Consider the following 17345-nt stretch of genomic DNA (forward strand, 5'->3'; position numbering starts at 1 on the left):
ACCACGGGCGGGACCGCCGATGCCGTGCCCGGCGTCCGGGACCGTCAGGGAGGGGATCACCATGGGACTGCTCGACCGCATCTTCGGGCGCTCGCGCCGCCACGACGACGGGTACGGCGTGCACCCCGGCGACCGGTACGACCGGCGCTCGGACGGCGGGTGGTACGGCGACGAGGATCGGTACGGGGACGACGGGCGGTACGGGGCCGGTGACGGGCAGCGCAGCGACGAGCAGGCGGTCGAGCGCTACCGGTACCTGCTGCGCACCGCGCCGCCGGACCGGATCGAGGAGGCGCACGCGGAGGCCTTCGCCCAGCTCACGCCCGACCAGCGGCAGCAGGTGCTGGTCGGTCTCGCCGCGGCGGTGCCCGCGCAGGAGCGCCCGCGCTCCGACGACCCGCGGACGCTGGCCCGCGCGGCCACCCGGGCCGAGCTGCGCCGGCCGGGCACGCTGGAGCGCGCCTTCGGCGGGGGCGCGTACGGCTCCGCGGGCCACGGCCGGGGAGGTGGCTTCGGCCCCGGAGGGATCGGGGCCGGCATCGGGGCGACCATGCTCGGCACCATCGGCGGACTGGTGGTCGGCACCGCGGTGGCCGACGCCCTGTTCGACACCGGCCCCGGGGACGGCGGTCTGTTCGGTGGCGGGGACGAGCAGGCCTACGCCGAGGGCTACCAGGACGGTGCCGCAGCCGACGGGGGCGACTACGCCACCGACGGCGGGGACCTCGGCGGGGACTTCGGCGGCGGGTTCGACGGCGGGGACTTCGGCGGCGGGTTCGGCGGCGACTTCTGATCGCTGTCCCCGCCGGTGCCCGCCGCGCTGCGCAGGTAGAGCAGGCCGAGCACCGGGAGCACCAGCGGCACGTAGCCGTAGCCCTGCCCGAAGCCGGACCAGACGGTCTCGTCGGGGAAGGCGGCGGGGTCGGCGAGCGACAGGGCGCCGACCACCAGCACCCCGGTGAGCTCGACGGCGCAGGAGACCAGCGCGGTCCGCCGTCCGCCCCGCCCGCCGCGGGCCAGGCCGACCGTGGCGACCGCGTACACCGCCGCGGCGAGCGCCGACAGCAGGTAGGCCAGCGGTGCCTCGGAGAACCGGGTGGCGATCTGCACCGCCGCCCGGGCCCCCGCGGCCAGCGCGAACACCCCGTAGACGGCGACGAGCACCCGCCCGAGCCCCTGTGCCGGTGCGGGCCCGCCGACGGGCCGCGCGGGCTCAGCCACCGCCGGCCTCCCACAGCTGCAGCAGCCGCCAGACCATGACGGCGACCGCGGCGGCCGGCACCGCGAGCACCGTGCCCGCCCAGCGGCTGGTCTCGGTGCGGGAGAACAGCACGCCCGCGACCGGCAGCAGCAGGGCGCCGGCGAGGTAGCCGAGGAACGTCGCGGTGTCCGGCAGGTCGGCATCCGGCAGCCGCACCGCGGCCAGCACCGCCTGCGCCACGAGCAGCGCCTGCAGGAGGCCGGCCAGGGCGAGGTGCAGCAGGCCGATCCGGCGCCGGGCGGCGGTCGAGGCCAGGCCGGCGAGCGCCAGGAGGGCGGCGACCACGGTGACGGCGACGACGAGCGGGGTGCTCACCGGGCCGCTCCGCTCTGCACGCCCCCCATCCTCTCGTCCGCCGGCGCCGGCCCCGCCGCAGGGGCCCGGCGGAGGGCGTCGGGGTCCGTCAGCGGTGGATGCTGGACATGTCCGGGTAGCGCTCCCCCGCCGTGGCCCCGCGCGGTGCGGCCTCGTCGAGCCGGCGCAGGTCGTCCGCGGTCAGCTCGACCTCCGCCGCGGCGGCGTTCTCCTCCAGGTAGGCGACCCGTTTGGTGCCGGGGATCGGCACGATCTGCGGGCGGCCGTCCCGGCCGCCCTGGGCCATCACCCACGCGAGCGCGAGCTGCGAGGCGGTGACCCCCTTCTCGTCGGCGATCTCGCGGACCCGGTCGACCAGCTCCAGGTTGCGGCGGGCGTTCTCCCCCTGGAAGCGCGGGTTGTGCCGCCGGAAGTCGTCGGGTGCGAGGTCGTCGATGCTGCGGATCCGCCCGGAGAGGAAGCCGCGGCCGATCGGCGAGTAGGCGACGAAGCCGATGCCCAGCTCCGCGCAGGTCGCGAGGACGCCGTCGTCCTCCGGATCGCGCGTCCACAGCGAGTACTCGGTCTGCACCGCGGTCACCGGCTGCACCGCGTGCGCGCGGCGGATCGTCCCGGGTGCGGCCTCGGAGATGCCGGTGAACCGGACCTTGCCGGCGTCCACCAGCTCGCGCAGCGCGCCCCACGTCTCCTCGACCGGCACGGCCGTGTCCACCCGGTGCTGGTAGTACAGGTCGATCACGTCGACGCCGAGCCGCTGCAGCGAGGCGTCGCACGCCCGGTGCACGTACTCCGGGCGGCCGTTGATCCCGATCCGCGAGCCGTCCTCGCGGCGCTCGTTGCCGAACTTCGTGGCCAGCACCACCTCCTCGCGGCGGCCGGCGATCGCGCGGCCGACCAGCCGCTCGTTGGTGAAGGGGCCGTACATGTCGGCGGTGTCGAGGAAGGTGACGCCCAGGTCGAGGGCGCGGTGGATGGTCGCCTCGGCCTCGGCCTCGTCGGCGGTCCCGTAGAACTCGCTCATCCCCATGCAGCCCAGCCCCATGGCGGGGACGGCGAGCTGGCCCAGCGTGCGTGTCTGCATGGCGCGCTCCTGCCCACGGCGCCGCGACCCCAACCCGCGCCGTCCCGGTCCCGAGCGGCCGCGAGGAGGCCGCCGCGTTGCACGTGGAACCGCCGTGACGCCGCTCACGACGCGCCGGGCTCGCGTCGCCAAACCCGCCGGGCTCGGGTTGGATCTTCTTGCATGTGCGGCCTCTCCGGCGAGATCAGGTTCGACGGCACCCTCGCCGACACGGCGGCGGTCGGGCGGATGGTCGACCAGCTGGTCCCCCGCGGTCCCGACGGCCAGGGCATGTGGGGCGCGGGGCGGGTGGCCTTCGGGCACCGCCGGCTGTCGGTCATCGACCTGTCGGCGGCCGGCAGCCAGCCGATGGTCGACAACGAGCTCGGGCTGAGCGCGGTCTTCAACGGCTGCATCTACGACTACCGGGAGCTGCGTGCCGAGCTCGAGGGGCACGGCTACCGCTTCTTCTCCACCTCCGACACCGAGGTGATCCTCAAGGGCTACCACCACTGGGGCACCGACGTCGTCGACCACCTGCACGGCATGTTCGTGTTCGTCATCCACGAGCGGGACACCGGCCGGGTGGTGATGGCCCGCGACCGGCTGGGCATCAAGCCGCTCTACCTCGCCGAGACCCCGGGCCGGCTGCGGTTCGCCTCGACGCTGCCCGCGCTGCTGCGCGCCGGTGACGTCGACACGTCCATCGACCCGGTGGCGCTGCACCACTACCTGACGTGGCACGCCGTCGTCCCGGCGCCGCGCACGCTCCTCAACGGCGTCCGCAAGCTCCCCCCGGCGACCGTCCGGGTCATCGAGACCGACGGGGCCAGCCGCGAGCACCGCTACTGGGCGCCGGCCTACGAGCGCCGCGCCGAGCACTCCGGCTGGTCGGACCGCGACTGGGAGGACGCGATCGAGGAGGCGCTGCGGGTCGCCGTGCGCCGCCGGCTCGTGGCCGACATCCCGGTCGGGGTGCTGCTCTCCGGCGGCCTGGACTCCAGCCTCATCGTCGGCCTGCTCGCCCAGGAGGGGCAGACCGGTCTGGCGACCTACAGCATCGGCTTCGAGGCGGTCGGCGGGCGCGAGGGCGACGAGTTCCAGTACTCCGACGTCATCGCCGAGCGGTTCGCCACCGACCACCACCGGATCCGGGTGGGCTCCGACGAGCTCGCCGGCGCGCTCGGCCACGCCATCGGCGCCATGGCCGAGCCGATGGTCAGCCACGACGTCGTCGCCTTCGACCTCCTGTCGGAGCGGGTCAGCCAGTCGATCCGCGTGGTCCAGTCCGGCCAGGGCGCCGACGAGGTCTTCGCCGGCTACCACTGGTACCCGCCGCTGGCCGGCGTCCCCCGCGGCGAGGCCGTCGACCGGTACGCCGCCGCCTTCTTCGACCGCACGCACGCCGAGCTCCAGCGGGTGGTGACGCAGCGGTACGCGCTCGACGAGGACGTCAGCCGCGCGTTCGTCGCCGCGCACATGGAGGCGCCCGGCGCGCAGACCGCGGTGGACGCCGCGCTGCGGCTGGACAGCGAGGTGATGCTGGTCGACGACCCGGTCAAGCGGGTGGACAACATGAGCATGGCGTGGGGCCTGGAGGCCCGCGTGCCCTTCCTGGACCACGACCTGGTGGAGCTGGCCGCGGCCTGTCCCCCGGAGCTGAAGCTGGCCGACGGCGGGAAAGGCGTGCTCAAGGCCATCGGCCGGCGGATCATCCCGCCGGAGGTCATCGACCGGCCCAAGGGCTACTTCCCGGTTCCGGCGATCACCCACCTCCAGGGCAAGGTGCTCGACCTGGTCCGGGACGCGCTGAGCAGCGACGCCGCCCGCGAGCGGGGCCTGTTCCGGCCGGACTACGTCGAGGGCCTGCTCGCCGACCCGAACGGCGAGCTGACGCCGCTGCGCGGCAACAAGCTGTGGCAGCTCGGGCTGCTGGAGCTCTGGCTGCAGAACCACGGGGTCTGAGGAAGGGACCGACACCGTGACTCCACGGCTGGCCGGCCACCGGCGCCGTCCCGTTGCCTCCACCCCCGAGCTGACCAGCCGGTCGTGGCACGAGCCCTCCGCGCACGAGCTCGGGGACATGGCCACCGACGTCGTGCTCGACCTGGGCTGGGGCCGGCTGGTGTTCGGGCAGACGTTCCGCGAGCTCGACGGGATCGTGCACGCCCTGCGCGCGGAGGAGACCGGCCGCCGCGACATCTGCGTCTACCCGCGCGACCCGCAGGTGCTGGTCGGCATGGCGCCCGACGAGCTGTTCATCGACCCGTCGCTCACCTACCGGCTGGACCTGCACCGCTACCGCTCGCGGCCCGACGTCATCCGCGGGGTCTTCGTGCGCACGGTGACCTCGCAGGCGGAGATGGCGGTCATCGACGACCTCTACGCCCGCAACGGCATGGTCGCCGCCGACCCCGAGATCATGTGGGCCAACCACCGGACCCGGACCTTCACCTACCTGGTCGCCGAGGACACCCGGACCGGCAAGATCGTCGGCACCGTCACCGGCGTCGACCACGTGCTCGCCTTCGGTGACCCGGAGGGCGGCACCAGCCTGTGGTGCCTGGTCGCCGACAAGCAGGACGCCCCGCCCGGCACCGGCGAGGCGCTGGTGCGGGTGCTCGCCGAGCGCTACGTCGCCCGCGGCCGCGCGTACCTCGACCTGTCGGTCATGCACGACAACACCCCGGCGATCGCGCTGTACCGCAAGCTCGGCTTCTCCCGCGTCCCCGCGGTCTGCGTGAAGAGCAAGAACCCCATCAACACGCCGCTGTTCGCCTCGCGGCCGCCCGGGCTGGACACGCTGAACCCCTACGCCACGATCATCGCCGAGGAGGCGCTGCGGCGGGGCATCCGCGTCGAGGTCACCGACGCCGAGTGGGGCGAGATGCGGCTGACCCTGGGCGGCCGCTCGGTGCTCACCCGCGAGTCGCTGTCGGAGTTCACCAGTGCCGTGGCCATGAGCCGCTGCGACGACAAGCGGGTCACCCGCCGCATCATGCGCCGGGCCGGGGTGCGCGTCGCCCAGGGCGCGCTGGCCCGCGAGGGGGACCTGGCCGACGCCCGCGCGCTGCTCGGCGCCGTCGAGCAGGTCGTGGTGAAACCGGCCCGCGGCGAGCAGGGCCGGGGCATCACCGTGGGGGTCCGGGACGACGCCGCGCTCGAGCGGGCCGTGCAGCTGGCGCTGCAGTTCTGCCCCGACGTGCTGGTCGAGGAGCTCGTGCCCGGCGAGGACCTGCGGGTCGTCGTCATCGACCGGCAGGTGGTGGCCGCCGCGGTCCGCCGGCCCGCGGAGGTCATCGGCGACGGGCGGCTGCCCGTGGCCGACCTGGTGCGCACCACCAGCCGGCGGCGGGAGCGGGCCACCGGCGGGGAGTCGACGATCCCGCTGGACGACACGACGGCGGAGGTCGTCGCCGAGGCCGGCTACGCCATGGACGACGTCCCCTCCCGGGGCGAGCGCATCCAGGTCCGGCGGACGGCGAACCTGCACACCGGCGGCACCATCGAGGACGTCACCGACCGGCTGCACCCCGAGATCGCCGAGGCGGCCGTGCGCGCGGCGGAGGCGCTGGGCATCCCGGTGACCGGCATCGACTTCCTGGTGCCGGCCGTCGACGGCCCCGACTACGTCTTCATCGAGGCCAACGAGCGCCCGGGGCTGGCCAACCACGAGCCGCAGCCGACGGCGGCCCGGTTCGTCGACCTGCTGTTCCCCGAGACCCGCCGCCGATGAGGGACCCCCGTGCCCCCCGCCGCCCGCAGCCTCGCGGCGGGACCCTGCACGGGGGCCGCCCCGCGCCGCGACTCCGGTGACCGCCTACCTGCTCGCCGCGGTGGGCGGGGCGCTCGGCGCCCTCGCGCGCTGGGGGGTGGCCGAGGCGCTGCCCTCCTCCCCCGGCGGCTGGCCCTGGGCCACGCTGCTGGAGAACCTCACCGGCTGCCTGCTCCTCGGGGTGCTGCTCGGCGCGGTCCTGGCCCGGTTCCCCGACCGCCCCTGGCTGCGGCCGCTGCTGGGCACCGGCGTGCTCGGCGGGTACACGACGTACTCGACCTTCGCGGTCGACGTCGTCCGCCTGGTGGACGACGGCGCGGCTGCGGTCGCGGTGGCCTACGTCCTCGTCTCGGTGGCCGGGGGCGTCCTGGCCGCGGCGGCCGGGGTGTGGCTGGGCCGGCGCGGCGGCGTCCGGGCGCGCGCCGTGGTGGTCGTCGAGGAGGAGGTCGCGTGACCGCGCTGCTCGTCGTCCTCGGGGCGATGGCCGGCGCACCGCTGCGGCTGCTGGCCGAGCGGGTGGCCGCCACCCGGCGCGGGCGCGGCAGCGTGCTGGGGACGCTCGCGGTGAACGTCGCCGGGTCGCTCGTCCTGGGGGTGCTGCTCGGTCTGGGCGACGCCCCGGCGTGGGTGGTCGCGCTGGTCGGCACCGGCTTCTGCGGCACCCTCACCACCTTCTCGACCTTCGGCGTGGACGTCGTCCGGCTGGTCGAGGAGCGCGCCGTCGCCCGCGCGGCGGCCTACGTCGGCGCGACCGTCGTCCTCGGGCTGGGCGCCGCCGCGGCCGGTTACGCCGTGGCCGCCGCTTCCTGATCGGCCCCGGGTCGGTAGGGTCGACCGCGGTATGGCCGACTTCCCCGAGCAGCAGACGCGGGCCGAGAGCCCGGTGGTCGTCGTGGCCAACCGGCTCCCCGTCGACCAGGTCACCGAGCCGGACGGCAGCACCCGCTGGCAGCGCAGCCCCGGCGGCCTGGTCACCGCGCTCGAGCCATTCGTCGCCGGCCGCGGCGGGGCCTGGGTGGGCTGGTCCGGGTCGGCCGGGCCGGCCCCGGAGCCGTTCGAGTCCGGCGGCATGTCGCTCATCCCGGTCGAGCTGTCCGAGGAGGAGGTCGACCGCTACTACGAGGGCATGTCGAACGCCTCGCTGTGGCCGCTGTACCACGACGTGGTCGCCAAGCCCGAGTACCACCGCACCTGGTGGGACACCTACGTGCAGGTCAACAAGCGGTTCGCCGACCGCGCCGCCGAGGTGGCCGGCGAGGGCGCGATCGTCTGGGTGCACGACTACCAGCTGCAGCTGGTGCCCGCGATGCTGCGCCAGCGCCGTCCCGACCTGACCATCGGGTTCTTCCTGCACATCCCGTTCCCGCCGTACGAGCTGTTCACCCAGCTGCCCTGGCGCTCGGCGATCGTGGAGGGCCTGCTCGGCGCCGACCTGGTCGGCTTCCAGCTGCCCAGCGCCGCGAGCAACTTCGTGCAGCTCGCCCGCCGGCTGCACGACCTGCCCACCCGCAAGGACGTCATCCAGTACGACGGGCGGACCGTCACGGCGCGGGCGTTCCCGATCTCCATCGACGTGGCGGCCTTCGACCAGCTGGCCGGCTCGCCCGAGGTGGTCGCCCGCGCTGCGGAGATCCGCAAGGAGCTCGGCGACCCCGACAAGATCATCCTCGGGGTCGACCGGCTGGACTACACCAAGGGGATCGGGGTCCGGCTCAACGCCTTCGAGGAGCTGCTGGAGGACGGCGTGGTCGAGGCGCCGTCGACGGTCTTCGTGCAGGTGGCCACCCCCAGCCGGGAGCGGGTCGAGCACTACGTGCAGATGCGCGAGACGATCGAGCAGCAGGTCGGCCACATCAACGGCGTCTTCGGCAGCCTGGGCGGCCCGGCGGTGCACTACATCAACCAGTCCGTGCCCCGCGAGGAGCTGGTCGCGCTCTACCGCGCCGCCGACGTCATGCTCGTGACCCCGTACCGGGACGGCATGAACCTGGTGGCCAAGGAGTACGTCGCCGCCCGCGGCGACCTGGGCGGCGCGCTGGTGCTGTCGGAGTTCGCCGGCGCCGCCGCCGAGCTGAGGCAGGCCTTCCTGGTCAACCCGCACGACATCGCCGGGCTGAAGAACCAGCTGGTGCGCGCGCTGCGGATCGAGCGCGAGGAGAGCGCCAAGCGGATGCGCGCGATGCGCCGGCACGTCTTCCGCAACGACCTGGACCACTGGGCGACGTCGTTCTTCGACGCGCTCAAGGCGCAGGTCTGAGCGTGTCTCCCGACGGCCTGCCCCAGGACCTCGCCACCGCACTCCCCCGGCTGGCCGCCCGCCGGCCGCTGCTGGTCGCCAGCGACTACGACGGCGTGCTGGCCCCGCTGGTCGGCGATCCCTCCGCGGCGGTGCCGCTGCCGGGCGTCGACGCGGTGCTCGACCGGCTGGCCGGCCACGAGGGCGTCACCGTGGCGCTGGTGAGCGGCCGCGGGGTGGCCGACCTGCAGGCCGTCAGCGGGCTGGCCGGTCCCTACCGCTGGGTGGGCAGCCACGGTGCGGAGTTCGACGGCCCGCTGACCGGTGAGCTCGCCGAGCGCCGCGACGAGCTCGCCGAGCGGCTGGCCCCCCTGGTGGCCGCGACGCCGGGCGGCCGGCTGGAGGTCAAGCCGGCCAGCGTCGCGGTCCACGTCCGGCAGGTCACCGACCGCCCGGCCGCCACCGCGCTGCTCGAGGCGGCCCGCGCCCAGGCGGACCCGCACCTGACGCTCAAGCCGGGCAAGGAGGTGCTCGAGATCGCGGTGACGGACGCGGACAAGGGCAGCTCGCTGCGCCGGCTGCGCGAGGAGCTCGGGGCCGCGGCCGTGCTGTACCTCGGCGACGACCTCACCGACGAGGACGCCTTCGCCGTCCTCGGCCCGGACGACGTCGGGGTGAAGGTCGGCCCGGGCGACACCGTGGCCGGTTTCCGGGTGGCCGATCCGGAGCGCGCACTCGCCCTGCTGACCGCGCTCGACGCCGCCCTGGCCCGCCCGGCCGGCTGACGTCGCCGCTCCCCCCGTCGGGGTCTCGTCTGCGGGGGCCGCTGCGCGCGGGGGATCCGTGTCGCGGCACGCCCGGGGAGCGACCGCCTCCCGCGTGTCGACCCGGGCGGCGCGGTCCGCTCCCCTCCCCCGGGTCCCGCGCCCCTGAGCTGCGCCGACGGCACCGCGCCTCCGGGAGGTCGGCCACGGCGCCGTCGACAGGTCGACAGCCCCGCGCGGGGTGTGCCGGGTCAAACACGACGATTGCGTCACTGACGGCCCAGGGTCACGGGATGCGGCTGGAGCGCGTCCAAGGATGACGCAGCTCGACCCGCCGTCCCTCCTGGAGCAGCCATGACCGTCCCCGCACTCCCCCCGCCCGCCCGCCGCGGTGGCTGGTTCGCCGACCGGCCGCTGGCGGTCAAGTTCGGCGTCCTCGTCGGCGTCGTCGTCCTCGCCTTCGCCGGCCTGCTCGCCGCCGTCCTCGTGGGGAACGGCTCCGTCCGGGACGCCACCGCCCGGCTGCAGGACCTGGCCGACGCCGAGACGCTCGTGCTGCAGCTCGACACCCGGGCCAGCGAGCTCAAGGTCGACGGCTTCAAGGCGCTGGTGCGCGACGTCCCCGCCGAGCAGCTCGCGGAGCTGGCCGAGGACATCGCCACCCCCGAGGCGCTGCTCGCCGAGCTCGGCGCCATCCCGCTGGACGGGGCGCCCGCCACCGCGGTGGCCGATCTGGCCGCCAGCTTCGGCGACTACACCGCCGCCATCTCGGCGTTCGTGGACGACGCGGTCACCGACCAGGCGGCCACCCGCGTGCGCTGGGAGGACATCCAGGCCGCCAACGACCTCACCGACGGTGCCGTCGGCGCCGCCAAGGACGAGCTGGCCGCGGCGCGGACGGCGGCCGAGCAGGCGCTGCGCGACGACATCGCCCGGGCCGAGCGCGTCGTCGTGGGCGTCGCCGCCGGCGCGCTGGTGGCGGTGCTCGCCATCAGCTGGCTGATCAGCCGGTCGGTCACCCGGCCGGTGCAGCGGGTCAGGCTCGCACTCCAGGCGCTGGCCGGTGGTGACCTGACCGTCTCGGCCGACGTGACCTCCCGAGACGAGGTCGGGCAGATGGCCGGCGCCCTGGCCGCGGCGCAGTCGAGCCTGCGCGAGGTGATGGCGGGCGTGGCCGCGTCGGCGCACGCGGTGGCGGCGTCGTCGGAGGAGCTGTCGGCGTCCTCGGCGCAGATCTCGGCGTCGGCGGAGGAGACCTCGGCGCAGTCCGGGGTCGTGTCCTCGGCCGCCGAGGAGGTCTCGCGCAGCGTGGCGACCGTCGCTGCGGGCGCCGAGCAGATGGGCGCCTCGATCCGGGAGATCTCGCAGAACGCCGCGGAGGCCTCCGAGGTGGCCATGCGGGCGGTCAGCGCGGCGGAGTCCACCACGGCCACGGTGAACAAGCTCGGCGAGTCCTCCGCGGAGATCGGCAACGTGGTGAAGGTGATCACCTCGATCGCGGAGCAGACGAACCTGCTGGCGCTCAACGCCACGATCGAGGCGGCGCGGGCCGGTGAGGCGGGCAAGGGGTTCGCCGTCGTGGCCAACGAGGTGAAGGAGCTGGCCCAGGAGACGGCGAAGGCGACCGAGGACATCGCCCGGCGGGTGCAGGCGATCCAGGGCGACACGACGGCGGCGGTGGCCGCGATCGGGGAGATCAGCTCGATCGTCGCCCAGATCTCCGACCGGCAGACCACCATCGCCTCGGCGGTGGAGGAGCAGACCGCGACCACCAGCGAGATGTCGCGGTCGGTGTCCGAGGCCGCCGGTGGGTCCGAGCAGATCGCCGAGAACATCACCAGCGTCTCCACCGCCGCCGAGACGACGACGCAGGCGCTGACCCAGACCCGGACCGCGGTGGACGAGCTCTCCCGGATGGCCGCCGACCTGCGCGGGGCGGTGGGCCGCTTCACCTACTGACGCGCGTCGCCGGCGGCGGCGGGCACCCGCGGGAGCGCGGAACCGGACATTCCGGTTCCGCGCTCCCGTCGTTTCTCACCGCCGTTCGGAAAAAGGCGTCGGAAATGGTCGCCGCCCTCGCCTGTCGACTTGGGGACAACCGGGCGGAGGTGACCGTGCAAATACCCGGAACAGGTTCGGACACGCCGTCGGGAATGGTCGCCGAGCCATTCCCGGCTCGCATCATGGACCGGCGCCCCGACATCTGCACGACGGCGGACGAGGCGGCGCATCCCCCAGTAGCGCGGCAACGACACCAGGAGCACGACCCGTGAACGCCTCTCCTCCCCTCGGCGGCGCCTCCCGCCGCCGCTGGTTCGCCGACCGGCCGGTCGCCGTCAAGATCGGCGCCGCCATCGCCGCCCTCGCCCTCGTGGCCGTCGCGATGGCCGGGCTGGCCGTCTCGCGGATCGGCTCGCTGGACGCCGCCACCGACGACATCAACGGCAACGTGGTGAGCCTGGCGGACCTGGCGAACATCCAGCGCTCCTGGCAGGGCGACCGCTCGCGGTACAACTCCCTGGCCCTGGTGCCGGCCGAGACGCAGGCGGAGATCCGCGCCGATCTGCGCGAGCGCCGCGGCACCCTCGAGTCCCAGCTGGACGCCTACGCCCTGGTGACGGTCAACAAGGAGGCCTTCGAGCAGTTCCGGGGCCACGTCGACGGCTACTACGCGGTCGCGGAGGGGCAGCTGGTCCCGGCCGCGGCCGCCGGTGACGTGGCCCTGGCCGGCCAGATCGTCACCGGGCCCCTGCAGGCCGCCTCGGACGTCATCATGGACGAGTACGCCGCCATGCAGGAGCGCCGCGTGGGCGCCGGGCAGGACGCCACCGACCACGCGAGCGACATCGCCGCCTCCGCCGTGCTGACCCTGTGGGTCTTCCTGGCCGCCGGCGTGCTCCTGGCCGCGGGCCTGGCCGTCTACGTCGTCCGGCAGATCGTCGCGACCGTCCGGTCGGTGCAGGGGTCGGTCGAGGCCCTGGCGCGCGGCGACCTGACCGTGGAGCCCGAGGTGCGCAGCCGGGACGAGCTCGGCCGCATGGCCCAGGCGCTGGTCACGGCGCAGGAGAGCCTGCGCGGCGTCCTCTCCGGCGTGGCCGGCGCAGCCGACGCGGTGGCGGCGTCGTCGGAGGAGCTGTCGGCGTCCTCGGCGCAGATCTCCGCGTCGGCGGAGGAGACCTCGGCCCAGTCCGGGGTGGTGAGCTCGGCCGCGGAGGAGGTCAGCCGCAACGTGCAGACGGTGGCCGCCGGCGCCGAGCAGATGGGTGCCTCGATCCGGGAGATCTCGCAGAACGCGAACGAGGCGGCGCGGGTCGCGGCCGCGGCGGTGGCCGAGGCCGAGGCGACGACCGGGCAGATCACCAAGCTGGGCGAGTCCTCCCGCGAGATCGGCGACGTCGTCAAGGTCATCACCTCCATCGCGGAGCAGACGAACCTGCTGGCGCTGAACGCCACCATCGAGGCCGCGCGGGCCGGCGAGGCGGGCAAGGGCTTCGCCGTCGTCGCCAACGAGGTGAAGGAGCTGGCGCAGGAGACGGCGAAGGCCACCGAGGACATCGCCCGCCGGGTCGACGCCATCCAGCACGACACCACCGGCGCCGTGGCGGCGATCGGCCGGATCAGCACGGTGATCGGGCAGATCAACGACTTCCAGCTGACCATCGCCAGCGCGGTGGAGGAGCAGACCGCCACGACCAGCGAGATGAGCCGGTCGGTCGGCGAGGCCGCGCAGGGGTCGGGGCAGATCGCCGAGAACATCACGGGGGTGTCGGCCGCGGCCGACTCCACCACGCAGGCGCTGACCCAGACGCGCACCGCGGTGGACGAGCTCTCCCGGATGGCCACCGAGCTGCGCAGCGCGGTCGCCGGGTTCACCTACTGAGCGCTCCCCCGGACGCCGAGATGGCCATCTCGGCGTCCGGGGACCCCCCGGGTCGCGAGCCACCGGCTGGGGGTGTGCGTCACCGGCGGGAACCGGAGAAATGGTCACCGTCGGCTGTGCTGTCGCCGTGTCGACAGCGCCGGAACCGGTCACCGACCCTTCCTGCCGAATTGTCGACACTCGCTCTGGATGCGATATCCGGTCCGGTCCGAGCCGTTTTCGACACGCCGCGCAGAATGCGTGTGCGAAAGGGGGCGGGAGCCCATTCTGCGTTCCGAACGCGGACCGCCCGCGATCCCCGCCCCCTGTCCCGCTCCTCAGGAGACCGCGATGTCCGCCCCCGCCCCCCTCTCGCCCGCCGGCGCCCCCGCGCCCTCCCCGAGCCGCCACCTGTGGGGCGACCGCAGCGTGAAGACGAAGGTCCTCGGCACCGTGGCCGTCGGCGCGCTGGTCACGGGTGTCGTCGGGTTCATGGGCCTGCAGGCGCTGGGTGCCTCCGCCGACGCCGCGGACGACCTCTACGCGAGCAACCTGCGCGGCATCGCGGCCGCCGGCGAGATGGACGTCCTGGTCGGTGACCTGCGGATCAACATCCGCGACACCGTCGTGGGGGCCGACCCCGCCGCCTCCGTCGCGGCGATCGACACGATCGCCGCGGAGTTCCGGGCGGCCGCCGAGGCCTACCGGGCCACCACCGACGGCGACACCGGCAAGGTCGCCGCTCTCGACGAGATCGTCGCCGACGCCGAGGCGTACGTGACCTTCCAGCAGGGCGTGCTGGTGCCGCTCTCCCAGGTCCGGGACTTCGAGAGCTGGATGCAGCAGAACGCCACGCAGGGCGCGCCCCTCGCCCAGGTCGTCCAGGACGGGATCGACGGGATCCGGGAGGTCGAGTCGGACGAGGCCGCGGCCGTTGCCGCACGGATCCGGGCCGACTACGAGTCGCAGCGCACTCTCGCGATCGTCCTGATGCTCGCCGGCATCGCGGTCACCGCCGGGCTCGGCTTCTGGATCGCCACCGGCATCGCGCGCCAGGCGGCCCGCGTCGGCCTGGTCACCGCCGCGCTGTCCCGCGGGGACCTGACCGTGCGGGCCGGCCTCGACACCCGCGACGAGCTCGGCGAGATGGGGCAGGCCCTGGACGCCGCCGTCGTCGAGCTGCGCGGCGTGATGGCGACGGTGGTGGGTGCGGCGGATGCGGTGGCGGCGTCGTCGGAGGAGTTGTCGGCGTCCTCGGCGCAGATCTCGGCGTCGGCGGAGGAGACCTCGGCGCAGTCGGGGGTGGTGGCCGGTGCGGCCGATGAGGTGTCGCGCAGCGTGCAGACGGTGGCCGCGGGTGCCGAGCAGATGGGTGCCTCGATCCGGGAGATCGCGAGCAACGCCGCGGAGGCGTCGGAGGTCGCCGGGCGCGCCGTCGCTGCCGCGGAGACGACGACGGCGACGGTGGCGAAGCTCGGTGACTCGTCCGCCGAGATCGGGAACGTGGTGAAGGTGATCACCTCGATCGCGGAGCAGACGAACCTGCTGGCGCTGAATGCCACGATCGAGGCGGCGCGGGCCGGTGAGGCGGGCAAGGGGTTCGCGGTGGTGGCCAACGAGGTGAAGGAGCTGGCGCAGGAGACGGCGAAGGCGACCGAGGACATCGCGCGGCGGGTGCAGGCGATCCAGGGCGACACGACGGCGGCGGTGGCCGCGATCGGGGAGATCAGCTCGATCGTGGCGCAGATCGCCGACCGGCAGACCACGATCGCCAGCGCGGTGGAGGAGCAGACGGCGACGACGAACGAGATGGCGCGGTCGGTGAGCGAGGCGGCGCAGGGGTCGGGTCAGATCGCCGACAACATCACCGGGGTGTCGACGGCGGCGGAGTCCACGACGCAGGCGCTGACCCAGACCCGGACCGCGGTCGACGAGCTGTCCCGGATGGCTGCCGACCTGCGCACCACGGTGGGCCGCTTCCGCTACTGAGGAGGGCCCTCCCTCGGCGAGATCTGCACACTCGTCACCATCGGCCGCTGATGGCGTCCACTGTGCAGATCTCGCCGGGGGAGCGGGGCGTCAGCGGGCGAGGCCGCTGTACGTCCCCGGACGGGGGATCGGCGATCGTCATGACCCAGGAGCGCCCGGCCAGCCGGCCGGGCGCTCCTGCGCATTCCCTGCAGACGGCGCCGCCTTTCGCCGCCCGTGCTGTCGACAAATCCGAGCGGGAAGGGCGCTCGTCGACATTTCTCGGTCATGGCGGGCGACACACTTCGAGAACGCGGCTCCGGATCGGCTGGAATGGAGACGATATGTGTCGCAGCGGCGCAGTCCGGCTGCAATCTGTCGCACTTCGGCCCCACCCCCCAGTCATCCCAGGAGGACCACCATGAGCCGCTCGCCGAGCAGGCTGCGATTCCGCGACCTCGGTGTCACGGTCAAGATGACGTGCGCGGTCGCCGTCGTCGCGGTCGTCGCCGGCGTCGTCGGCATCCTCGGCATCTCCGCGCTGTCCACCGCAGCGGAGCGAACCGAGTCGATGTACCGGAACAGCACGGTCGGCACCCATCTGGTCCAGGAGATGCGCTTCCAGTACATCTCCTACCGGATGGCCTCACTCGCGCGGACGAGTGCGCCGAACCCCGAGGCCGTCCGGACCGCGGAGGAGCAGCGGGACGCCGCCGAGGCCGCCCTGCTCGCCGCGGCGGAGCGGCTCCGGGCCGAGACGGAGCTGACGCCGGCGATGGTCGGCAGCCTGGACCGGGTCCTGGCCGACTGGGAGACCTACATGCGGCTGGCCGCGCAGGCCAACGCCTTTGCCGCCGCCGGCCAGACGGAGGAGTTCAACGACGTCCGGCTCAACCAGATCCCCCCGGTGAGCGGGCGGATCGTCGACGAGCTGGCCGCGCTCTCACAGCTGGAGCAGGAGACGGCGTCGGCCAACGCCGCGACCGCGCACGAGGCCTACGAGTCGACCCGCACCGTGCAGCTGGTCGTCGTGGTCGTCGGGAGCGTCTTCGGGCTCTCTCTGGGGATCGCCGTCGCCCGGTCGCTCACCCGGGTCATCAACCGGGTCCGTCACTCGGTGGAGCGGCTTGCGGAGGGTGACCTGACCCATCCGGTCGGGGTCGACCAGCGGGACGAGGTCGGGCAGATGGCTGCGGCCCTGACCCACGCCCAGGGCAACCTGCGCGGGCTGATGGCATCGGTGGTGGCCTCGGCGGATGCGGTGGCCGCCTCGTCGGAGGAGTTGTCGGCGTCCTCGGCGCAGATCTCGGCGGGCGCCGAGGAGACCTCGGCGCAGTCGGCGGTGGTGTCCTCGGCTGCGGAGGAGGTGTCGCGGAACGTGGCCACCGTGGCCGCGGGTGCCGAGCAGATGGGTGCCTCCATCCGGGAGATCGCGAGCAACGCCGCGGAGGCGTCGGAGGTCGCCGGGCGCGCCGTCGCCGCCGCGGAGACGACGACGGCGACGGTGGCGAAGCTCGGTGACTCGTCCGCCGAGATCGGGAACGTGGTGAAGGTGATCACCTCGATCGCGGAGCAGACGAACCTGTTGGCGCTGAATGCCACGATCGAGGCGGCGCGGGCCGGTGAGGCCGGCAAGGGCTTCGCCGTCGTCGCCAACGAGGTCAAGGAGCTGGCCCAGGAGACGGCGAAGGCGACCGAGGACATCGCGCGGCGGGTGCAGGCGATCCAGGGCGACACCACCGCCGCCGTGACGGCGATCGAGGAGATCAGCTCGATCGTGGCGCAGATCGCCGACCGGCAGACCACCATCGCCAGCGCGGTGGAGGAGCAGACGGCGACGACGAACGAGATGTCGCGGTCGGTCCAGGAGGCCGCCGGCGGGACGACGGAGATCGCCGCCAACATCACCGGCGTCTCGACCGCCGCCGGGTCGACCACGCAGGCCCTGGCGCAGACGCGTACCGCCGTGGACGAGCTGTCGCGGATGGCTGCCGACCTCCGCACCACGGTGGGCCGCTTCAGCTATTGACCGCCGGCCCCGGGGGGGGGGGCGGGGGGGGTGGGGGGGGGGGGGGGGGGGGGGGGGGGGGGGGGGGGGGGGGGGGGG

Annotated in this window: 14 protein-coding genes; 11 read left to right on the forward strand and 3 right to left on the reverse strand. The window is 74.3% G+C overall.

What is annotated here, in order from left to right; genetic code table 11:
* Positions 1-61 precede the first annotated feature (61 nt).
* Positions 62-793, forward strand: a complete 732-nt coding sequence (locus ACK586_RS05545) for a hypothetical protein (RefSeq protein ID WP_409329452.1) — start codon at positions 62-64, stop codon at positions 791-793.
* Here the strand turns inward: ACK586_RS05545 and ACK586_RS05550 are convergent.
* The 3 genes from ACK586_RS05550 to ACK586_RS05560 all read right to left on the reverse strand — a co-directional run bounded on the left by ACK586_RS05550 (position 703) and on the right by ACK586_RS05560 (position 2657).
* Positions 703-1221, reverse strand: coding sequence for a hypothetical protein (locus ACK586_RS05550; RefSeq protein WP_409329453.1), 519 nt, complete (start codon positions 1219-1221; stop codon positions 703-705). The genes ACK586_RS05545 and ACK586_RS05550 overlap by 91 nt on opposite strands.
* Positions 1214-1576: a hypothetical protein gene (locus ACK586_RS05555; RefSeq protein ID WP_409329454.1), complete on the reverse strand. Its 363-nt coding sequence runs from the start codon at positions 1574-1576 to the stop codon at positions 1214-1216. The genes ACK586_RS05550 and ACK586_RS05555 overlap by 8 nt, the downstream gene beginning before the upstream one ends.
* Positions 1577-1664: 88 nt before the next feature.
* Entirely contained in the window at positions 1665-2657 is a 993-nt protein-coding gene (locus ACK586_RS05560) for an aldo/keto reductase (protein ID WP_409329455.1), read from the reverse strand.
* Positions 2658-2819: 162 nt separating this feature from the next.
* Between ACK586_RS05560 and ACK586_RS05565 the strand changes: the two genes are divergently transcribed.
* The 10 genes from ACK586_RS05565 (at position 2820) to ACK586_RS05610 (ending at position 17267) form a co-directional block, all read left to right on the forward strand.
* Positions 2820-4601 (forward strand): N-acetylglutaminylglutamine amidotransferase, encoded by a 1782-nt coding sequence (locus tag ACK586_RS05565; RefSeq protein ID WP_409329456.1) that lies wholly within the window; start codon positions 2820-2822, stop codon positions 4599-4601.
* Positions 4602-4617: 16 nt separating this feature from the next.
* Positions 4618-6372, forward strand: a complete 1755-nt coding sequence (gene ngg, locus ACK586_RS05570) for an N-acetylglutaminylglutamine synthetase (RefSeq protein WP_409329457.1) — start codon at positions 4618-4620, stop codon at positions 6370-6372.
* Positions 6373-6448: 76 nt separating this feature from the next.
* Entirely contained in the window at positions 6449-6865 is a 417-nt protein-coding gene (gene crcB / locus ACK586_RS05575; protein WP_409329458.1) for a fluoride efflux transporter CrcB, read from the forward strand.
* Positions 6862-7221: a fluoride efflux transporter FluC gene (locus tag ACK586_RS05580; protein ID WP_409329459.1), complete on the forward strand. Its 360-nt coding sequence runs from the start codon at positions 6862-6864 to the stop codon at positions 7219-7221. Before crcB ends, ACK586_RS05580 begins: the two co-directional genes overlap by 4 nt.
* Before the next feature lie 31 nt (positions 7222-7252).
* Positions 7253-8668: an alpha,alpha-trehalose-phosphate synthase (UDP-forming) gene (locus tag ACK586_RS05585; RefSeq protein ID WP_409329460.1), complete on the forward strand. Its 1416-nt coding sequence runs from the start codon at positions 7253-7255 to the stop codon at positions 8666-8668.
* A 2-nt stretch (positions 8669-8670) separates the two neighbouring features.
* A complete protein-coding gene (gene otsB / locus ACK586_RS05590; RefSeq protein ID WP_409329461.1) occupies positions 8671-9432 on the forward strand; it encodes a trehalose-phosphatase in 762 nt (253 codons plus the stop codon).
* A 333-nt stretch (positions 9433-9765) separates the two neighbouring features.
* Entirely contained in the window at positions 9766-11370 is a 1605-nt protein-coding gene (locus ACK586_RS05595) for a methyl-accepting chemotaxis protein (RefSeq protein ID WP_409329462.1), read from the forward strand.
* A 310-nt stretch (positions 11371-11680) separates the two neighbouring features.
* A complete protein-coding gene (locus ACK586_RS05600; protein WP_409329463.1) occupies positions 11681-13291 on the forward strand; it encodes a methyl-accepting chemotaxis protein in 1611 nt (536 codons plus the stop codon).
* A gap of 330 nt (positions 13292-13621) precedes the next feature.
* The gene (locus ACK586_RS05605) at positions 13622-15259 is read left to right on the forward strand and encodes a methyl-accepting chemotaxis protein (protein WP_409329464.1); all 1638 of its coding nucleotides are present in this window, start codon (positions 13622-13624) and stop codon (positions 15257-15259) included.
* 400 nt (positions 15260-15659) lie between these two features.
* Positions 15660-17267, forward strand: coding sequence for a methyl-accepting chemotaxis protein (locus tag ACK586_RS05610; RefSeq protein WP_409329465.1), 1608 nt, complete (start codon positions 15660-15662; stop codon positions 17265-17267).
* The last annotated feature ends 78 nt before the right edge of the window (positions 17268-17345 follow it).

The organism is Trujillonella humicola (assembly GCF_046233715.1).
Lineage (GTDB): Bacteria > Actinomycetota > Actinomycetes > Mycobacteriales > Geodermatophilaceae > Trujillonella > Trujillonella humicola.